15 protein-coding genes are annotated in these 17,372 nt (G+C 58.2%); 9 read left to right on the top strand and 6 right to left on the bottom strand.

From position 1 onward, the window contains the following. The first annotated feature begins 12 nt into the window (after positions 1-12). The 3 genes from UM93_RS14830 to UM93_RS14820 are packed head-to-tail and all read left to right on the top strand — an operon-like array spanning position 13 to position 4,422. Positions 13-1,221 (top strand): acetyl-CoA C-acetyltransferase, encoded by a 1,209-nt coding sequence (locus UM93_RS14830; RefSeq protein ID WP_045076308.1) that lies wholly within the window; start codon positions 13-15, stop codon positions 1,219-1,221. A gap of 36 nt (positions 1,222-1,257) precedes the next feature. After that, on the top strand, positions 1,258-3,423 hold the full coding sequence (locus tag UM93_RS14825) for a 3-hydroxyacyl-CoA dehydrogenase NAD-binding domain-containing protein (RefSeq protein WP_045076307.1): 2,166 nt from the start codon (positions 1,258-1,260) through the stop codon (positions 3,421-3,423). Positions 3,424-3,432: 9 nt separating this feature from the next. Next, a complete protein-coding gene (locus UM93_RS14820) occupies positions 3,433-4,422 on the top strand; it encodes an NAD(P)H-dependent flavin oxidoreductase (protein WP_045076306.1) in 990 nt (329 codons plus the stop codon). Positions 4,423-4,476: 54 nt separating this feature from the next. Here the strand turns inward: UM93_RS14820 and UM93_RS14815 are convergent, their stop codons facing one another. Both UM93_RS14815 and UM93_RS14810 read right to left on the bottom strand, forming a co-directional pair. Further along, complete coding sequence (locus UM93_RS14815; RefSeq protein ID WP_045076305.1) at positions 4,477-5,511, bottom strand: hypothetical protein; 1,035 nt, start codon at positions 5,509-5,511, stop codon at positions 4,477-4,479. Continuing rightward, a complete protein-coding gene (locus tag UM93_RS14810) occupies positions 5,508-5,726 on the bottom strand; it encodes a hypothetical protein (RefSeq protein ID WP_045076304.1) in 219 nt (72 codons plus the stop codon). Before UM93_RS14810 ends, UM93_RS14815 begins: the two co-directional genes overlap by 4 nt. Positions 5,727-5,877: 151 nt before the next feature. Between UM93_RS14810 and UM93_RS14805 the strand changes: the two genes are divergently transcribed. Next, a complete protein-coding gene (locus tag UM93_RS14805; RefSeq protein ID WP_199921766.1) occupies positions 5,878-6,351 on the top strand; it encodes a DUF6640 family protein in 474 nt (157 codons plus the stop codon). Positions 6,352-6,436: 85 nt separating this feature from the next. Here UM93_RS14805 and UM93_RS17315 read toward each other — a convergent pair whose 3' ends face one another. Then, positions 6,437-8,176 carry an AbfB domain-containing protein gene (locus UM93_RS17315; protein WP_052663829.1) on the bottom strand — a complete coding sequence of 580 codons (1,740 nt, stop codon included), beginning with the start codon at positions 8,174-8,176 and terminating at the stop codon, positions 6,437-6,439. A gap of 34 nt (positions 8,177-8,210) precedes the next feature. After that, the gene (locus UM93_RS17310; RefSeq protein WP_052663828.1) at positions 8,211-8,654 is read right to left on the bottom strand and encodes a hypothetical protein; all 444 of its coding nucleotides are present in this window, start codon (positions 8,652-8,654) and stop codon (positions 8,211-8,213) included. Between the two features lie 552 nt (positions 8,655-9,206). On the opposite strand from UM93_RS17310, the gene UM93_RS17305 reads away from it, so the two are divergent. Genes UM93_RS17305 through UM93_RS14780 form a run of 3 tightly spaced genes read left to right on the top strand, consistent with a single transcriptional unit; the run spans position 9,207 to position 14,260 of the window. Further along, a complete protein-coding gene (locus UM93_RS17305; RefSeq protein WP_052663827.1) occupies positions 9,207-12,803 on the top strand; it encodes an ALF repeat-containing protein in 3,597 nt (1,198 codons plus the stop codon). Positions 12,804-12,818: 15 nt separating this feature from the next. Next, positions 12,819-13,568, top strand: coding sequence for a hypothetical protein (locus tag UM93_RS14785; RefSeq protein WP_045076303.1), 750 nt, complete (start codon positions 12,819-12,821; stop codon positions 13,566-13,568). Next, positions 13,565-14,260, top strand: a complete 696-nt coding sequence (locus UM93_RS14780) for a hypothetical protein (protein ID WP_045076302.1) — start codon at positions 13,565-13,567, stop codon at positions 14,258-14,260. Before UM93_RS14785 ends, UM93_RS14780 begins: the two co-directional genes overlap by 4 nt. Positions 14,261-14,270: 10 nt before the next feature. Here the strand turns inward: UM93_RS14780 and UM93_RS14775 are convergent, their stop codons facing one another. Then, positions 14,271-14,627 (bottom strand): VOC family protein, encoded by a 357-nt coding sequence (locus tag UM93_RS14775; RefSeq protein WP_045076300.1) that lies wholly within the window; start codon positions 14,625-14,627, stop codon positions 14,271-14,273. Between the two features lie 137 nt (positions 14,628-14,764). Here UM93_RS14775 and UM93_RS14770 point away from each other — a divergent pair, with 137 nt between their 5' ends. Next, complete coding sequence (locus UM93_RS14770) at positions 14,765-15,337, top strand: dihydrofolate reductase family protein (protein ID WP_045076299.1); 573 nt, start codon at positions 14,765-14,767, stop codon at positions 15,335-15,337. A 187-nt stretch (positions 15,338-15,524) separates the two neighbouring features. Then, complete coding sequence (locus UM93_RS14765) at positions 15,525-16,280, top strand: S1 family peptidase (protein ID WP_045076298.1); 756 nt, start codon at positions 15,525-15,527, stop codon at positions 16,278-16,280. Positions 16,281-16,369: 89 nt separating this feature from the next. Here the strand turns inward: UM93_RS14765 and UM93_RS14760 are convergent, their stop codons facing one another. Then, positions 16,370-17,302, bottom strand: coding sequence for a LysR family transcriptional regulator (locus UM93_RS14760; RefSeq protein ID WP_199921765.1), 933 nt, complete (start codon positions 17,300-17,302; stop codon positions 16,370-16,372). Between the last annotated feature and the right edge of the window lie 70 nt (positions 17,303-17,372).

The following is a 17,372-nucleotide window of genomic DNA, read 5'->3' as shown; positions in this document are numbered from 1 at the left end:
GGAAGGCAGACCATGCCAGAGGCATACATTTACGACGCCGTTCGCACCCCTCGAGGTAAGAATAAAGGCGGTGCGCTGCACGGCACCAAGCCGGTTGACCTGGTAGTTGGGCTGATCAAGGCACTAGAAGCTCGCAATCCTGGGCTCGACCCGCAAGCCATCGACGATATTGTTCTCGGCGTGGTCTCCCCGGTTGGCGAGCAGGGCGGCGACATTGCCCGCACCGCAGCCTTGGTCGCCGAACTGCCGGAGACGGTGGCAGGTGTGCAGATCAACCGCTTCTGCGCCTCGGGCTTGGAAGCGGTCAACCTAGCCGCCCAGAAAGTCGCCTCCGGCTTCGAGGATTTGGTCTTAGCGGGTGGCGTCGAATCGATGTCCAGGGTGCCGATTGGCTCGGACGGTGGCCCCTACGCCCAGGACCCGACGACCGCCTATGATGCCTATTTTGTGCCACAGGGCATCGGTGCAGACTTAATTGCCACCCTGGAGGGCTTTAGCCGCGAAGACGTCGACGCCTTTGCCGCGCGCTCCCAGGCCCGAGCCGAGCAGGCTTGGCAAGAAGGGCGGTTTGAGCGCTCGATTGTACCGGTTAAAGATTTCAACGGCGTCACGCTCTTGGATACCGACGAGCATCGCCGCCCCGGCTCTAGCGTGGAGAGCCTCGGCAAGCTGCCGGCCTCCTTCGCAAAACTCGGCGAACAGGCCGGTTTCGACGCGGTTGCTCTGCAGAAATACCATCAGCTTGAGCGAATCAATCACGTCCATGGCCCAGGCAACTCTTCCGGCATCGTCGATGGCGCCTCGCTGCTGGTGATAGGTAGCGCCGAGATCGGTGAGCGGTTCGGCCTGACCCCACGGGCCCGGATTGTCTCGACCGCGGTAACCGGTTCAGAACCGACCATTATGCTCACCGGCCCCACTCCTGCCACTCAAAAAGCTCTTAAGAGAGCCGGTTTAGAAGTGGCAGACATCGACCTCTTCGAACTTAACGAGGCCTTCGCCGCCGTGGTGATGAAATGGCAGAAAGACCTCAACATTCCGGATGAGAAAGTCAATGTCAACGGCGGTGCTATCGCACTCGGCCATCCGCTTGGCGCTACCGGCGGGATGATCCTCGGCACCTTGCTTGACGAGTTGGAGCGTCGCGATCTCAAGCGCGGCCTGGCTACCCTCTGCGTCGGTGCCGGAATGGGCATCGCCACCATCATCGAACGTCTCTGACGCCCACCCACTACTTTGACCTTCTTGGAGGCAAGCATGACTGAATCAGCAGTCCGTTATTCACGTGCCGAGGACGGCATCGTGACGATTACCTTTGATGATCCCGACAGCGCGGTGAACACCATGAATGACGCCTATAAGCAGGGTCTCCACGAGGCGGTGAACCGTTTAGAAGCAGAGCTCGATTCCGTCACCGGAGTAATCCTGGCCTCGGCCAAGAAGAGCTTCTTCGCTGGCGGAGATCTGAATCGGCTGCGCGCCGCCGACCCTGAGCACGTCACCGAACAGACCCAATACGTCAATGAGGTCAAACAGGATTTCCGACGCCTGGAGACGCTTGGTCGGCCAGTGGTCGCAGCGCTCAACGGCACCGCCCTGGGCGGCGGCTACGAGGTCGCGCTCTCCGCGCATCACCGAATTGCCGCTGACGTGCGCGGCAGCCAGATCGGGCTGCCCGAGGTCAGCCTCGGCTTGCTACCGGGCGGCGGCGGAATCACCCGCACGGTGCGGATGCTCGGCTTACAGAAAGCGCTCACCGAAGTGATTCTGCCGGCCACCCGATTCAGCCCCAGCCAAGCCTTGGAGCTCGGCCTGGTGGACGAGATAGTGGACGACGTCGAGGCACTAGAACCCGCAGCGCGGGCCTGGATTTCGGCCCACCCCGATGCCGCCCAACCCTGGGACTTGAAAGGCTTCAAGATCCCCGGCGGTGCACCGACCAGTCCGGCACTCGCCTCGGCGCTACCCGCGTTTTCTTCGACCTTACGCAAGCAGCTCAAGGGCGCACCGCTACCGGCACCACGGGCCGCGCTGGCCGCAGCGGTGGAAGGCGCCTACGTCGACATCGATACGGCGCTATTAGTGGAGACTCGCTACCTGGTTAGCCTGACCATTGACCAAGTCGCCAAAAACATGATCAAGGCGCTGTTCTTCGATCTGCAACACATTAATTCCGGCGGCAGCCGCCCCCAGGGTTTCCCGAAACACACGGTGCAAAAACTCGGCGTGTTGGGCGCTGGCATGATGGGTGCCGCAATTGCCTACGTTTCGGCTAAAGCAGGCATTGAGGTGGTACTCAAAGACGTCAGCCTTGAAGCCGCTGAGAAGGGCAAAGGCTACGCTCAGGCGCTCGAGGAAAAGGCGTTGGCGGGTGGCAAAACCACTGCCGAAAAGTCAGCGGCACTGCTAGCCCGGATCACTCCGGCCGCCGAGGCCTCGGCCTTCGCCGGAGTCGACTTCGTGATTGAAGCGGTGTTCGAATCGGTACCGGTGAAACAGGGCGTCTTCCAGGAAATTCAGGACGTGGTGCAACCCGATGCCGTGCTCGGCTCAAACACCTCCACGCTGCCCATCAGCACCCTCGCCGAGGGGGTCAAGCGACAGAGCGACTTCATCGGCATTCACTTCTTCTCCCCCGTCGACAAGATGCCACTGGTGGAAATCGTCCGTGGTGAGAAAACTAGCGACGAAGTACTGGCAAAAGTTTTCGACTATGTGCTGCAAATTCGTAAAACCCCGATCGTGGTCAATGACTCCCGCGGTTTCTTCACCTCCCGGGTGATCGGTAAGTTCATCGCTGAGGCCGTCGCTGCGGTGGGTGAAGGAGTGGAGCCGGCGAGCATTGAGCAGGCCGCCTTGCAGGCCGGCTACCCCGCCGGTGCCCTACAGCTCCTCGATGAACTCACGCTTTCGCTGACCCAAAAGATCCGAGTAGAAACCCGTCAGGCTGAAGAAGCCGAAGGCAAGAGCTGGGTCGAGCACCCTTCCGAAGCGGTGATCGACTGGATGGTGGACGACGCCGGTCGGATCGGACGTCGCGAGGGCAAGGGCTTCTACGACTACGACGAAAATGGTCGGCGAACGGCGCTCTGGCCAGGTCTTCGGGACAAGTATGGTTCGGGAAAACGGGAACTGCCGCTCAAGGACCTGCAAGAGCGGATGCTGTTCGCGGAAGCTTTGGACGCCATCGACTGCCTGGACAACGGCGTACTCACCAGCGTTCAAGACGCCAATATCGGCTCGATCTACGGCATCGGCTTCCCGGTCTGGACCGGCGGCGTGCTGCAATATGTCAATCAGTACCAGGGTGGTTTGACCGGCTTCGTTGACCGGGCACGGGAGCTGGCAGTCAGTTACGGCGAACGGTTCGAACCTCCGGCGTCACTAGTGGCCCGAGCCCAATCAGGCGAAATCTACGAATAGGAGCGAAGCATGGAGCCACTAACTAAACCTCGACTGCGTAATCGCTTCACCGAGGCTCTCGGCATCGAGTATCCAGTGGTGCAGGGCGGCATGATGTGGGTGGGCCGAGCCGAGCTGGCCGCGGCCGTCTCGGAAGCCGGCGGCCTCGGCATGATCACCGCTCTGACCCAGCCGACACCCGCCGATCTGGCCGCAGAAATAGCTCGCGCCCGGACTCTCACCGACAAGCCGTTCGGCGTCAACCTCACTATCCTGCCCTCGATCAGCCCACCACCCTACGATGAGTATCGCCAAGTGATCGTGGATTCCGGGGTGAAAATCGTGGAGACCGCCGGCTCCAGCCCGGAGCCCCATATGCCGACTTTTGCGGCTGCTGGTATCAAGGTGATCCACAAGTGCACCAGCGTCCGGCACGCGCTCCGCGCCGAGAAACTCGGCGTCACTGCGGTATCGATTGACGGCTTCGAATGCGCCGGGCACCCGGGTGAGGACGATGTGCCGGGCTTGGTGCTGATTCCCGCCGCTGCGGACGCCTTGAGCATTCCGTTTATCGCCTCCGGCGGTTTTGCGGACGGGCGTGGCTTAGCTGCGGCGTTAACGCTCGGTGCGGACGGCGTAAATATGGGTACTCGATTTATGTGCACCACCGAATCGCCAATCTCGCAGACCGTCAAGGAACGAATAGTGGCGGCGAGCGAACTCGATACTAATTTGATCTTCCGCAGCTTGCGGAATACCGCCCGGGTGGCAAAAAATTCAATTAGCGATCAAGTCGTGGAGATCCTGTCCGCTGGTGGACAGTTCCCCGATGTGCAGCCCTTGGTGGCGGGTGCCCGGGGACGAAAGGTCTTCGAAAACGGCGACCTCGAGGCTGGAATCTGGTCTGTCGGCTTAGTGCAAGGACTGATCCGCGACATCCCCGACGCCGGAGAGTTAGTCCGGCGCATCGTCGTGGAGGCTCAGACGGTACTCACCGAACGCCTGAGGTTGTTTAGCTAACCGGCGTTAGTTAGTACTCACCAAGGGGTTCTGCTGGACGGCTGTGGAGCAGGTCTACCCCTTTGGCTTCATCAGGTCGGCGCGAAGCCATGGCGTGCGGATGGTCTTGCGAATCTGGGCGACTGCGTCAGGGCTAACGGCGGATAGGCCGAGTGTGTAGAGAAGGTTATCGCGTTCGCGCATGACAGTTTTAGAGATGCTTGGGTCGATGGCTTTGATTCTTTCAAAGATCTCGAGAAAGCGGGAATGATCCGCGACTGGCGGGATGCCGACAGCTTTCCTGATGGCCTCCGTGAGAACACGAAGCTGGATCAGTTCTGGTACTTGATTGGCGAGGGGATCATCACGGAAGAGTTCGAGCAGTTGATCGACGTCGCCAGCCTCAATCAACGGCGTGAAGGCATAACAGAGAAAAGCTTCACCGATGCGCTTATCAGCGGTAACTTTGACCGCTGCTTCCCAGCCCTGGTGAGCAGCGACACCGCTCACTAGGTACTGCTTGAGCCACGGCATGGAATGTTTTTGCTGACCCGCTTTGAAGTTTTTCCAGATAGCGAAGAACGCCTTGGTATCCCCACGGTCGGCATGGTACCGACCGATGCAGCGCCACCCGGACCACTCAAAACCGGCAATATCAGGATGACCGAGCTCGCTGGCTGCAGCCTCAAGGTCGTCCTCAGCAATGCGCCGGCTAACGATCGAGGCTTGAAGATTCCTCGCGTACAAAGCACTGTGCGGACGGGATGCCTCGACAATTTCGTGGGCCTCCTCGACGCTGAAGACGCCACCGCCAATCAGCACACAGACAGCATCATCAAGGCCAAACGGCCCGTTACGGTTCAGAACCAGATGGGCCATGCTCGCAAACCGTGCGCCGAGTCCGCCAGAACCCGGCGAAAATATCATCGGATTATCGTCCGGTTGTTCTACTCTCTCCTGCAGCACTGCCCTGGTCTGTTGCTCAAAGGGCACGATTCCGGACGGAGTCGGATACGACGGCGGGTACCGGCTATCCTCAATCTCGTTTTCAGTGGGTTGGTAACGCAGTGCATCGATAGCTAGAGACTTCAAATCCTGTTCTGGGCTCACACCACCATGATGGCACGCTCAACCGACAACGAATATCCAGCAGACCAGCATCCCAACTCCACTGGGCCGCTGGAGTGACCGCGACGGATACCGGAATCGAGCTTGCCGGGCTTGGTAATGCCGACACGCTCCTGCCCGTAGCTAGCCGAATTAATCGCAGTGGAGAGCGAGTCCTTCAACTGGCCAATCGTAAGGTTGCTGGTTGTGCAAACCATAAGAACATTCCAGTCTTTTGGCCTTTTTGGCTCAAATGGCCAAAGAGCCACTTTGCCATTGCGCAGGAGGGTTGGGGTTTCTCAACGGAATTTTCTTGATTCTGAAGTAGTTATGGCTATTGCTGGTTCACTTAAACTCTAAGGAGCTGCTATGAAACTCACTCCGGCATCATCGCGCACCAAGGCCGTGCACGGCCCAGGCTTCGGCAAAGTGCTGATGACCGCTACTTCGGTCTTCACCATGGTTTCGCCCTATTTAGCCGATTTCAACCACAGCCACGTCTTCAACCCGAAGTGGACTCCACACGCGAAGTTCCACAACGGCCAGACCATGAGTATGGGTGCCGCACTCGGTGCCAGCGCCCTAGTAGCGCTGTGGAAACGCGGCGAATTCACCCGAAATCGTTTAGACGCAGCAACAACCTTCGCCTCGTTGTACTGGCTAACTCAAGCTTCGGCAGTGCTCTACCCGGGTTCAAAGATGCTCGACGCCATCGACGATAAACCCGCCAGCAATAAGGCCCCGCAATGGGCAATTTTTGGCGGCATCCTGGCGCTCAATCTGGTGGCCTATCGAAGCGAGCGCCGAGGGTTGCGAAGAGTACAAGGAAATTCAAGCGACTGAGTGCTTGCCTCAGCCAGAAATGCTCGTAGGACAGGCATTTCTGTCTGTCCCACGAGCATTTCCGTATTAGCCCGCAGCTAACGCTTTACGGCGTGGGGGTTGCCCATTTGCCGCCGATAGTCCACGAGGTCATCTCGTTGTATTTGTCGGAGGAATCAGCGCCGCTGATTGAGCCACCGTTTTGCCCTGCATAAAGTACCCCAGAGTTATGGCGAAGCATCCGAGTCGCATTCGCGTACCACTGAAGCTGGTGCGAGTCCGCCCCATTCTTACCCAATCGCGCACACCAAGTAGCCAGATCTGCTTTCGGATTAGCGGTGACACCGACCTTGGCAGTGGAAGCATTCGCGTATAGATACTGGCCCGGCAGGTTGACCGCCTCAAAGCTGTAACACTTTGAATCCGCGAGACCTGGAACAATCTTCCAGCTCGCTTCTTGGCGGAGCGCAAGTGGCGAGCTTGCAGTAACTACAGCGAGATACCCCAACCCGTTTGAGTTGCGTACCGACGCACCCTTGGAGCCTTCGAGAGTCGCCTGGATAGAGATGAAATTATTGGGCTCGACCAAGTGGTAGTTGGCTTGGTTTACCACAACCGCTGTCCACTGCTGCTTGGCCCGGTTGGACAGCACACGCTGTGCCAATTTTTCCTCGACGCCTTGAGTTATCCCGTTTGCATCAATATAGAGCCCCGAACCAACGTTCTGAAGGACGAACTGGCCGCCACCAGCGGGAACCGCCTTCCAGTCCTGGAACTTATTTTGCGGATCACAGACCGCCTGGGTGATCGCAGAGAATTCCAATGAACTGCTTCCAGCAACGGAAAGACACTGTTTGGCGTACTCCTGCTTGAAATTGTAGTTACCTGCACCTGTTATTGAAACCTCCCAAAGCTCACGGGTGCTGACAGCGCAGGTGACGGACTGCTGCACAGTTTCAGCAGTCTGGGAGAAAATCGGAAGTCCGAGGCAAGTATTGGTAATACCGTTGTTCTTCAGTTGGATGATTGAGCCATCCGACACCCCGGGAAGCTTCTGTCCACCGGAGATGGTCTGCTGAATCCAGTCGCGAGCTGCAGCATCGTCGACCCGGGTGGCAAAAGCTCCATCCTTGGTCTGGGTGGAGCCGATGCAGGTCTTCTGCCAGGAGCGCGAGTTGAGCGCGACCAATTCTTGACCCTCGGGTGTGACCCGGATTCCCGGCGCACCAGAATCGCCCAGGCACAAGCTGGCATCACTCGGATTGAAGCCGGTGACAGTCACTTCTTTGGCGTTGACGGCGTCAACGTTGAAGGATGCCTTGTGCACTTCTTTAGGCACCCACTGGTCTTTGGTCCTGCCCCAACCGATGAAATCCAACTTATCCCCCGCCACCGGAGCAGTGCTGCCCAGTTTCATCGGAGTGAAGTTGAAAGCGGGCGTGGTCAGTTTAGCCAGAATAAGATCCCGGCCATCAGCGCCTTTATAAGGCACCACCCATGAAATCGGATTACCGGCGTTCTCCCGCCAGGTTGCTTCGGATCCAAAGAGAGCTTTTGCTGGCAGCGCTGGCTTACCGACGACGAGCGCCGGGTCGCTGGCGTAGTCGGCCGGGTTCTTGACGAAGCAGCTACTCACCGTAGCGACCCAGGAGGAATCGATCAGCACACCGGTACAGCTTCCGTAGCCGGTGACGACCTTGGCTACGTTGAGATTTTCGGTGTCGGGCGGCACGACATCGCTGGACAGCGCAGACGCCGGGATGGCACCAAGGCCAGCAACAGTTACTGCCGCGACGGCAATGATTCCCGCTACCCGGCCTCGATGACCTTTGAATGATTTAAACATCTGAATTCTTTCTACAAGTTGAGTCGGGGACGGTTTAGCTGAGGCGGATCTCAAAGAGTGTGACGTCGCCTTGGCTGCCGTTGAAAGTCTTTAGTCCGTTCGCCGCAACATTTGTCTCGACCCTTGGACCGTCGCCCTTCACGGTGTAGACCTTGATCGCTTTGTCGCCCGCAATTACTCCGGTAGAGCCGGGGATTTCCATCTTGAGCCAGCCCTGAGTGCCGGCGGTCTTGAAGCAAATCCCCTCCCCACTGATATAAGAACTAACTCGGATCTGGTTTCTCTGGTTCTGATCGCAAGTAGTTAGCGAAATATTGCCATCGCCCTCTTTCAAGAGGATGTTGGACTCGGCCGCAATCAGATCAGCATTGGGGTGGATGTAATTCTCTACGGTGTAGGTCGGTTCGAGCGGCGTACCGATTGGCTCCACGGTGTAGCCAGGCTCATCGGAATCAGCTGCAATGGCTTGAGGAGCCATCAGGCCCGCACCAGTAAGTACGGCGACTGCAGAGAAACCCCAACAGGCAATTTTCAACGTTCTAGATCTAGATCGCTTCGGTGTGTCTATAGTCATGCACATTCCCCTCGAATGGCAGGCAGCATCGCTGTCGTTGGTGGTGGAAGAGGTGCAACCAGTGATGATTGGCGGTTGCGTGCCACGAGCCTAGCAGCCGCCAATGAAGGTTTTCGACGAATATTGGGCCAACTAGAAAACTTCCAATGACTTCCAGAAAAACTTCCAATGGTTTTGCTGTGAAGGGTCATTTTGACGTGTGAGACTTACTTACGTTGCCAGCCGCAACATCTACCTCAGTCCCCCGACGGCGGAAAATTCTGCCCACTAGATCGGACCATCACAGTGCCTCACTGCCTCCGTCTCATCCAGCGTTTTGCTCCCGCTACGGGCCGAATAGGCTTAGGAATATTACTTGCCTTCGCTCTCGTCGCCGGACTCATTCCGGGCCTTTCCGGTATTACTGCGCCACCTGCCCAGGCGCTACCGAATGCGGTCACAACGGGAATCACAGCGGTGCAACCTGCGACCGACAAGGCAGGGGTCCTTGAACTGTGGAAAAAAGGTGGCCCGACCACCAAGTTGGCGGCCAAAGCGGCGCTACTAGCCGATGATGCTGGGCTCCAAGACTTCATTAGCACAGGCCAATATGTTGCCTTGCAGCAGGATTATCGAACAACCGCCTTGCAACTATCGCTGGTGGGTCGATACGCCACCCGAACCGCGGCAGAAGCAGCCATTAATGATGGTACTTGGCAGGCGCTGCAGAAATTCGTGACCACAGGCTGGCAGGCCGCCTGGCTGTTGGATGACCGTGCTGCCACTTTCGATGCCACCCAGGACGGCAGTCCGATGGTGAAGAAAGCAGCCGAAACCGCCCTGGCCTCCGGAGATATTGCGGTTCAGAATTTCATTGCTACTGGCAAGGCCAACATCGAAAAGAACGACAAGATCGCGGCAGTCTACGGCCTCACCGAAGCCACTCCCAACGTCTCGGCTGCGGCAGCAGAGGCGTTAAAGTCGAGCAACCCCGAAGCCATTGACGACTTCCTGCGCTACGGCCAGTTCGTGGCAGCCGCTCGCGATGCCGAGACTGCAACAGTTACCCAACTGGCAAATCAAGCGAAAAGTGCCTCTAGCTACGCCATTGCTTCCACCAAGAAAGCTCAACTCGCCTCTGACCAGGCGGTAAAAGCTGCTCAGCTAGCTAAAAAATCTGCTCAGCAGGCAGCGGCAGAAGCAAAGGCAGCAGCCGGTTCGGCGAAAATCGCCGGGGCAGCAGCATCTCGAGCCGCATCGCTGGCCAACCAGGCAGCGAAAGCCGCTCAACTAGCCGTCAGCGCAGCTCAAGAAGCGCGTCAAGCACTTTCCCAGGCTGCGGCAGCAGCGGCCAACGCGGCAGCCGCAGCGGCGCGCACCGAAGAAGCGGCGGCGAACGCTCAGAACGCCGCCGCCGACGCGGCCACCAATGCTGCCAAAGCGCAAGCGGCGAGGACCGCAGCCACTAATGCACGAACTGCCGCAGCTGGAGCACAGAAGGCAAGCGACGCCGCTAACCAGGCGATTATTGCTACGAATGCCTCCAAGGCAGCATCCAGCGCGGCAGCTGGCGCAGGCCAAGACTCTGCTGCAGCCGCGGCAGCGGCCGCAGAAGCCGCACAGCAATCCGGTGTCTCGGCGTCGGAAGCAGCTGAGGCGAATGCGGCGGCAGCTCGAGCGAATGCCGCTGCCAACCGAGCTACTCAGGCATCGGCAACTGTTGATTCGTTGGCAAACCAAGCTGCCCAGCAGGCTGATATTGCTGGAATCGCGGCCCGGGCAGCTGTTACCCACGCGAATGCCGCTGCCAACGCTGCCGACGATGCAGCGGGGCATGCCGTCGATGCCGCTACCGCGGCAACCAAGTCAAAGCAGTACGCGGCTGCAGCTAAAACAGCCGCCGATGCTGCCACTGCCGCTGCGGATAAAGCCGCTCTGGTGCAAACCCAGGCCCGTAAGGCAGATCAGGAAAGACTGGCCGCCGAACGTGAATACCTGTTGGCCAATGCCCGTGAAGATAAACAACTTGCCGACGCGCAGAAGAAGAGTAAGGATGACGCTCAAGCGCAGGCAACAGCTGCGGCGGCCACAACTAAGACCTTGATCTCTCAGCTGACCGCTCCGGGCGCAGATCTCAATGTTCGGCTGCCTGAGGTGAAGGCAGCCGTCTTCGGTGTACTGGAGATTGGCGGCCCTTGGCAGCAAGCCGGAGCGCAACAGGCGATTATTGGTGATCCAGAGACACTCAAGGCATTCATCGTTGATGGCTACAACAATGCCTTAGAACAGGATGAGTGGGATCAAGCCCTCGAGCTGGCAGAGAACGGTCCGGAGAAGCTCCGAGCTCCAGCAGAGGCAGTTCTCTACCAGGGGGCCGCTGCAATACACGACTTCCTCACGGAGGGCCGGTGGAAAATCACGCAGGCCGACGATACCGCCTTGGCTTATCAATACACGGAAAAGGGCGGTTACGCGGTAAAGAAGGCCGCTGAGACAGCGATTCGGGCTCAGACCACTGCTGCTCTTCGGGTCTTCTTTGAGCAAGAACTGGCTGTTGCGACGCTCGCAGATGAGCGGGCCACGATCTTTGACATCACCGCAACAGCGACGCCCGAACTGAAAGTTGCCGCTGAAGTAGCCCTTAGCGGTCCAGACTCCTATATCCACAAGTTCTTGACTGTTGGACGTCCTGAAGCGACCAAACGAGACCAAGAAACCGCCTCCTACAACGCTTCAATAGAAGTACTCGTGGCAAAGGCAAAGGCCGACGCTGCAATGGCGCGCAAGAATGCAGCACTTGCCGCCCAAGTGGCGGCGATTGCCAACAAGGCTGCTGCGGATGCTCAAAAAGCTGCCGACCAGGCGAAGGCCTACGCGGCCGACGCTAAGAAATCAGCCGACCTTGCTGTTGGCTATGCCGCTCAAGCGCAGCAGTCAGCGGACCAAGCTGCACAATCGGCACAGACCGCACGCACGGCCGCAAATCAGGCTCGCGCCGATGCTCAATCTGCGGCGATCGAGGCATCAAATGCGAATAACTCAGCTGCTCGAGCTCAGGGAGCCGCAGCCGCAGCTTCGGTGGCCGCCTCACAGGCGGCGGCCTCTGCTACTCAGGCTGGTAAGGATGCAAAGGAAGCTGCAGCGGCTGCGACCGCTACCTCCGCAATTGCTGCCAAAAAACAGCAGGAAGAGGAGGAGGCTCGTCGCGCCGCGTTGAAAAGTGGGCTCGGCAAGCCAGGTATGACCTCTGACGAGGAAGCCACCGCGCTCGCTACCGGCGGGCCTGAGGAGCTACAAAAACTCAAAGATGCCAAAGCCACGGTAAATGGTGGCGACATCACCCAGATCATCCTCCAAGAAGTTGGCTCCGCGCTGCTCGACGTGCTTGGTATCAACGACATCCTCAATTGCCTCAAAGGTGACATCTCTGCCTGTCTCTGGGCCGCTGTCGGGTTCATTCCGTGGGGCAAATTAGGTAAAGCAGTGGGTGCCATTGCCGGTTTGATTGCCAAGATTCCGAAGGTCATGGAACGCATTGACAAGTTCAATGACGCAATCAGATTCATTACCAAACACGCCGAAGAAGCTGTCCCCGCGGGTAACCTGAAGCCCATCCCGTGTAAGACCGGTTTCTCAGCGGCCTCGGCAATGCGAGTGGCAGCCAGCTGCCCGTTACCCTCAGTCAATGCGCATCCTGACAGCATTGCCCAGGCCGCAGATCCAGCGAATATCACGAAGAAATTACCCCAAGACACTAAGGTCAATCCAAAGGCACCAGATCTGTTGAGCACAGACCGTCCAGTAAGTCGCAATCCAATACAGAATCAGTTCGTCCAGGATCGTATTGCTTACCTCAAATCCCTAGGTATTGAAGACATTCGAGTCGATCAGCAGCAGCTAAGCCACGGGGTTCGTACCGGTATTAATCGTCCTGACTTGCAGTACACCTTCAACGGCAAGCAATACTACGAAGAGTTTGAAGCGCCCGGTTCTCCACGGGGACCGAAGCATCAACAAAGGCTACACGATAACGATCCGAACAGCTGGGTGTTTGTCTGGGAAGGCATAGGCTAGTCCGGTGATGATGTTATGAAGACGCTCGGCAATGAGGTTTATGCTCCGATCACCGATGCGATCGGTTTTCTCAAAGCTCCATTGGAGGTCGTCGTCGATACTTTGGTATCTTGGCGCATCCGTTTGGAACGTCAGGTCGAACTCTCTGAGGTCGATGGCGCGCTGAGTTCTTGGGAAAGTTCATTAGGACCCTTGGAGTCGGGGCCGCGTTCCCGAGAACTACTCATTGCTACCAAAGGTGATTGGATCGCTTGGGTGAGCAACAGCGCCCTCGGCACCAATCCATTCAGCGCAGTGGAGATGCTGGCGAAGTATTCTAGCTCCGCCGCCGTGATGGTTTCCGCCAAGCCGCACACCTTGAACAGTCCCAAACTCAAGGGCGTTAGCGCCGGACGCTACGGTGGATGTCGTTTCGACTACTGGGCGCCGGGCGCGAATGGAGAACTTGAGAAGCTGAAACACGTGATGGTCGCCCATTCCGGCGGCAGTAAGTGGCTCTTCTTCAACCAGGGTGAACCTCAGCCCTTCGAAGAACCCGAAGCTTACGAACGCCCCAGGGTTCGCGAACGCTTTACTTCCGAGATGCTGGAACGGTATTGCCAAGCCCTCGGCATCGATGTCTTCAACGAGGACTTCTACGGGCCACGAGCAGTCCTCGTAGACTCCAAAGTCAATGATGTTCCGCCCACTATCAGCAGAACCCTTAAAGAAACCCAAGAAATCATGGGCATCGTCCCCGGTCGTTCCGCAGAATTTCCCGGATGAGCAGTAGTCTCGCCCTCCACCACGCTCTTCAGGCGGCGGAGCTTCCGCTCCCCGCTGCTAAAGCTCAGTTACGCGGGCACGCTATTGCCATCTGGACCGAGCCGACCACCAATGTGCTAGCTTTTCTGGCCTTGCACGATTCCTTAAAGGATTGGCGATTCATTCTGTTGGGCTCAGACCCTTCGGTGCCAGTTCAGGATCTCATTGGGCAATGGCAGGAACTTTCCGCTGGTGTTTGCAACTCGTTCCAAGGCGCCTCTGGGATTACCGAAGCTCAGGCTCTTGCGGAGTTCGGAGTTTCGTCGTTGGAAAACTCGACGCTGGCAACTCAAATTCGGTCCAAAGGGCCGAATGTCAGCGAGTCGGCTAACCTGTCCGGCACTCTGATCGCGGTTCAGATCATTTCGCCGGCGACCTTACCCGCGCTGTTTGAATGGGAGGGCGCTGACAATCTCGGCTCCCGAGCTGCCCTCTCGGCGCTGCTGGCACGATGGCAGCGACTCTGGGGCGCTGAGTTGTTCAGGCTCTCTGACACCGACGAAGCAACCCTGAGCTTGCTGATCCGAAACTCGGGTCGAATCTCGGAAAAACAACTCGCTCTCCGCGCGGAACTTTTAGCCGCCTGTGACGAACTCAGAGTCACCAAGCTCTTGGACACAGCGGACGAAATCTACGAACTCTGGTGGGACTAGCCAAAAACAGCTACTCGACACACAAACAGAAAGGGTGGCCCGCCGGGTCGAGATAGACCCGGAAGCTGGTACCGGGCTGATTCTGATGCTTGGTAGCACCCAACTGGAGCACGGCGGCCTCCGCCACATCGAGATCGGCGACGAAAAAATCAAGATGAAATTGCTGAGGCACTTCTTGGTTCGGCCACTGCGGCGGGTTGTAGTCGGCGACCTGCTGGAAGCAGATGCTCTGCCCCAGACTGGATTCGAGTTCAGCCCAGTCATCAGAGAGATTCAGCCTGCCGTCCACTATTTCGGCGTAAAAACGCCCGAGTGCGGCGGGATCCGGACAGTCCAACACAACATTGGGGAATCGTGAACTAATCATGATCCCAGCCTAGGCACAATTGCGGACAGCTAGCGTCCTAGTCGCGGAAATCGGTCCTGTTGATCACGGCTCTGGTACCGCGACAGGCTTGCGAGTAGGCTCCGAGAAGTACGCTGCTACGACGAAAGAGAATCACCATGGGCACCCTCACCACCGCAATGTTCATGACCCTTGACGGGATGACCGAGACCCCCGAGGGCGCGATGATCGCACCAGCCTGGTCGGCGGATATGGAAAAATATTGGTCCGGCAGCAATGCCCGGGAAGGTCAAATGCTGCTTTACGGGAGTAAGGCCTTCGAGTTCAATGCGCAGTTCTGGCAGGAAGCCGCCGAGAATCCGAAGAACCCCGAGGAACATCGACGGTTCGCCCGCACCATGAATGCGCTGCCCAAAGTGGTGTTCTCTTCTAGCCTGTCCGAAGTCGGCTGGAATGCCAAGGTCGAGAGTCGTCCGGTCGCCGAGGCGGTGCCGCAGATTAAGGCGGAGTTCGATGGTGAGATCGTTGCCGTGGGCGGCATCAGCATCGTTTCCTCACTGATCGAGGCTCGACTGGTCGACACCTACAGATTTCTGCTGACTCCACAGATCGCTGGCGCGGGCCGGTCAATCTTCGATCAAATCAACACCACAACGAAACTTGAACTCATTTCGAGCCAGACCTTGGACACCGGCTCGGTGCTGCTCAACTACCAGCCAAGCGCTTCCTAAATCACCGTCAAACAGTTAGCAAGTTCGCGGCAAGGCTTAGCTCTGATCACTCTGATTCAAAGTTGGAGCAGATTAAGAGACTTTTCTCGGACAGCTGTCAGGCTTCCCTCCTATCGTTGTTGACTAACCCGGGCAAAGAAGCCCCGGTTGAATACCCCGATTGTCACAAAACGACGGAAGGTACCTCATGAAATTGGTAAGAATTGCCGCAGCGACGACCGCAGCCGCGGCCATCGCCCTGTCCGGCGCAGCTGTTTCCGCTGCCGCCCCTGCCCCGCAAGGTCGAGCCATTTCGGCCGTTCAGCCTAGCCCCGAGATTGTCGGCGGCAATAAGGCGAGCATTGCCGACGCACCGTTCGCTGCCTTGCAGCTGGTCAACGGTAGCGCCAACTGCTCCGGTTCACAGATCGCCGCGACCTGGGTAATCACCGCAAAGCACTGCATTGAGAACACTTCTGCCAGCTCAATGAGTGTGCAGCTCGGTGCCTCCGAAATCGGCGGCGGCACCACCGTCGAGGTCAAGAAGGCGGTTGGTTGGAGCGGCGGCGACGTGGCGCTGCTGGAATTGGTCAGCCCTTACCAGAACACCTATGCCTCGCTATCGGCGAGCAACCCGGCCACCGGTGCCGCAGCCAAGATCTTCGGTTGGGGTGCCATCAACACCACCCCGACCTACCCGGATTACTTGAAGAAGGCTTCGGTCTCCATCGTCGGCACCAATAGCAGCAACTGGCCTGGCCCGGCAATTGTTGAAAAGGGCGTTGACGGCCAGGCTCTATGGGGCGATTCCGGTGGACCGTTGATCGTCAACGGCAAGGTTGTCGGAGTTTGCTCCGGCCCGCTGCAGGGCGCTCCCGGCACCATTACCGGCACCGTGATGTACGCTTCGGTGATCGCTGCAGGCTCCTGGATCAAGAGCACCAGCGGAGTCTCCGGCTCCTAAGCTCAGCAACTGAGTTGTGGAGGGTGTCGGTTCGTGCCGATGCCCTCCACAACTTTTTAAGTCAGCAGACGATCGGCATGTTTTCTCGCTCAAGACACCAGATTGAGAGCAGCAGACCCTTCGCCGAGCAGTTGAGCGAGAGCCTGCAGCTGAGGGCTGCTCTGATCGGTACGCCAAATTAAAGCTAGCTGGCTTGAGCGTTCTAAGCCGCGCACCGGCACAAAGCGGACATCGCTTCGCCCGTGATGTTCGACCAGTGGTCGGCAAACCAGCAGGGCTTGCCGACCCGAGCTGACCAAGGCGATACCCTGCTGGATCGAACTGATTCCGGTGCTGGACTGGATCGGCGAACCGCCGGGAGTGACCGGTGGAGTGCGCGAGGTCTTCCAATAGTCGGGGGCATCGCCGGTCCGGTGTAAGAGGTCAACCCCAGCGAGTTCTTCTACGCCAACACTCAGCTGCTCGGCCAGCGGATGATCGATGCTGACGGCAATGAATTGGTCCTGTGGCGGGAAGCAGAAACCAATTGTCAGCTCCGGCTCATGCACCGGCAGTTCGGCGAGCGCGGCATCGACCTCGCCTTCCAGAACTGCGGCAAAGGGCGAGCCGAGCGGTAGATCTTGGCTGTGCACAGCGATGCCGTACCGCTCTTGCAATAGCCGAAAGGTGGCGGCTATTTCTTCATAAACCATGCCAGTGAAGCCAATCCGCAGTTCCTCGACCGCGCCACGCAGAGCGCGCTCTCGCGCCCTGCTAAAGGTCCTCATGAGCGACCGATAAGCCGGACGGACATCTCGGACGAATTGCTCGCCGATCCGGGTTAGTCCAACCCTTCTGCTGGTGCGTTCAACTAATCTGGCACCCACCCGCGCCTCTAGTTCGGCAATCAGCTGGCTCACCCGCGACTGCGAGTAACCCAGCCGTCCCGCAGTGCGGCCGAAGTGCAGTTCCTCAGCTAAAGTGATCAGGCACTCGATCTGCTGGATATTCGCCTGATGCATGGTTGGAAATTCAACGCTCACCCAATAAGTGTATCGATCAATCACTTTGGCTTATCGATCAAGTAGAAAATCGATGTTGTTCGCAACACCG

The sequence above is a fragment of the Psychromicrobium lacuslunae genome (assembly GCF_000950575.1).
Classification (GTDB): domain Bacteria; phylum Actinomycetota; class Actinomycetes; order Actinomycetales; family Micrococcaceae; genus Renibacterium; species Renibacterium lacuslunae.
The sequence above is the reverse complement of the archived record's forward strand: the minus strand, read 5'-3'. Positions and strand labels throughout refer to the sequence as shown.

Bases quoted from the DNA above. Each gene is read 5' to 3' on its own strand.
- UM93_RS14830 (WP_045076308.1), top strand. From the start codon at position 13: ATGCCAGAGGCATACATTTACGACGCCGTTCGCACCCCTCGAGGTAAG.
- UM93_RS14825 (WP_045076307.1), top strand. From the start codon at position 1,258: ATGACTGAATCAGCAGTCCGTTATTCACGTGCCGAGGACGGCATCGTG.
- UM93_RS14820 (WP_045076306.1), top strand. From the start codon at position 3,433: ATGGAGCCACTAACTAAACCTCGACTGCGTAATCGCTTCACCGAGGCT.
- UM93_RS14810 (WP_045076304.1), bottom strand. From the start codon at position 5,726: ATGGTTTGCACAACCAGCAACCTTACGATTGGCCAGTTGAAGGACTCG.
- UM93_RS14805 (WP_199921766.1), top strand. From the start codon at position 5,878: ATGAAACTCACTCCGGCATCATCGCGCACCAAGGCCGTGCACGGCCCA.
- UM93_RS17315 (WP_052663829.1), bottom strand. From the start codon at position 8,176: ATGTTTAAATCATTCAAAGGTCATCGAGGCCGGGTAGCGGGAATCATT.
- UM93_RS17310 (WP_052663828.1), bottom strand. From the start codon at position 8,654: ATGGCTCCTCAAGCCATTGCAGCTGATTCCGATGAGCCTGGCTACACC.
- UM93_RS14785 (WP_045076303.1), top strand. From the start codon at position 12,819: ATGAAGACGCTCGGCAATGAGGTTTATGCTCCGATCACCGATGCGATC.
- UM93_RS14780 (WP_045076302.1), top strand. From the start codon at position 13,565: ATGAGCAGTAGTCTCGCCCTCCACCACGCTCTTCAGGCGGCGGAGCTT.
- UM93_RS14775 (WP_045076300.1), bottom strand. From the start codon at position 14,627: ATGATTAGTTCACGATTCCCCAATGTTGTGTTGGACTGTCCGGATCCC.
- UM93_RS14770 (WP_045076299.1), top strand. From the start codon at position 14,765: ATGGGCACCCTCACCACCGCAATGTTCATGACCCTTGACGGGATGACC.
- UM93_RS14765 (WP_045076298.1), top strand. From the start codon at position 15,525: ATGAAATTGGTAAGAATTGCCGCAGCGACGACCGCAGCCGCGGCCATC.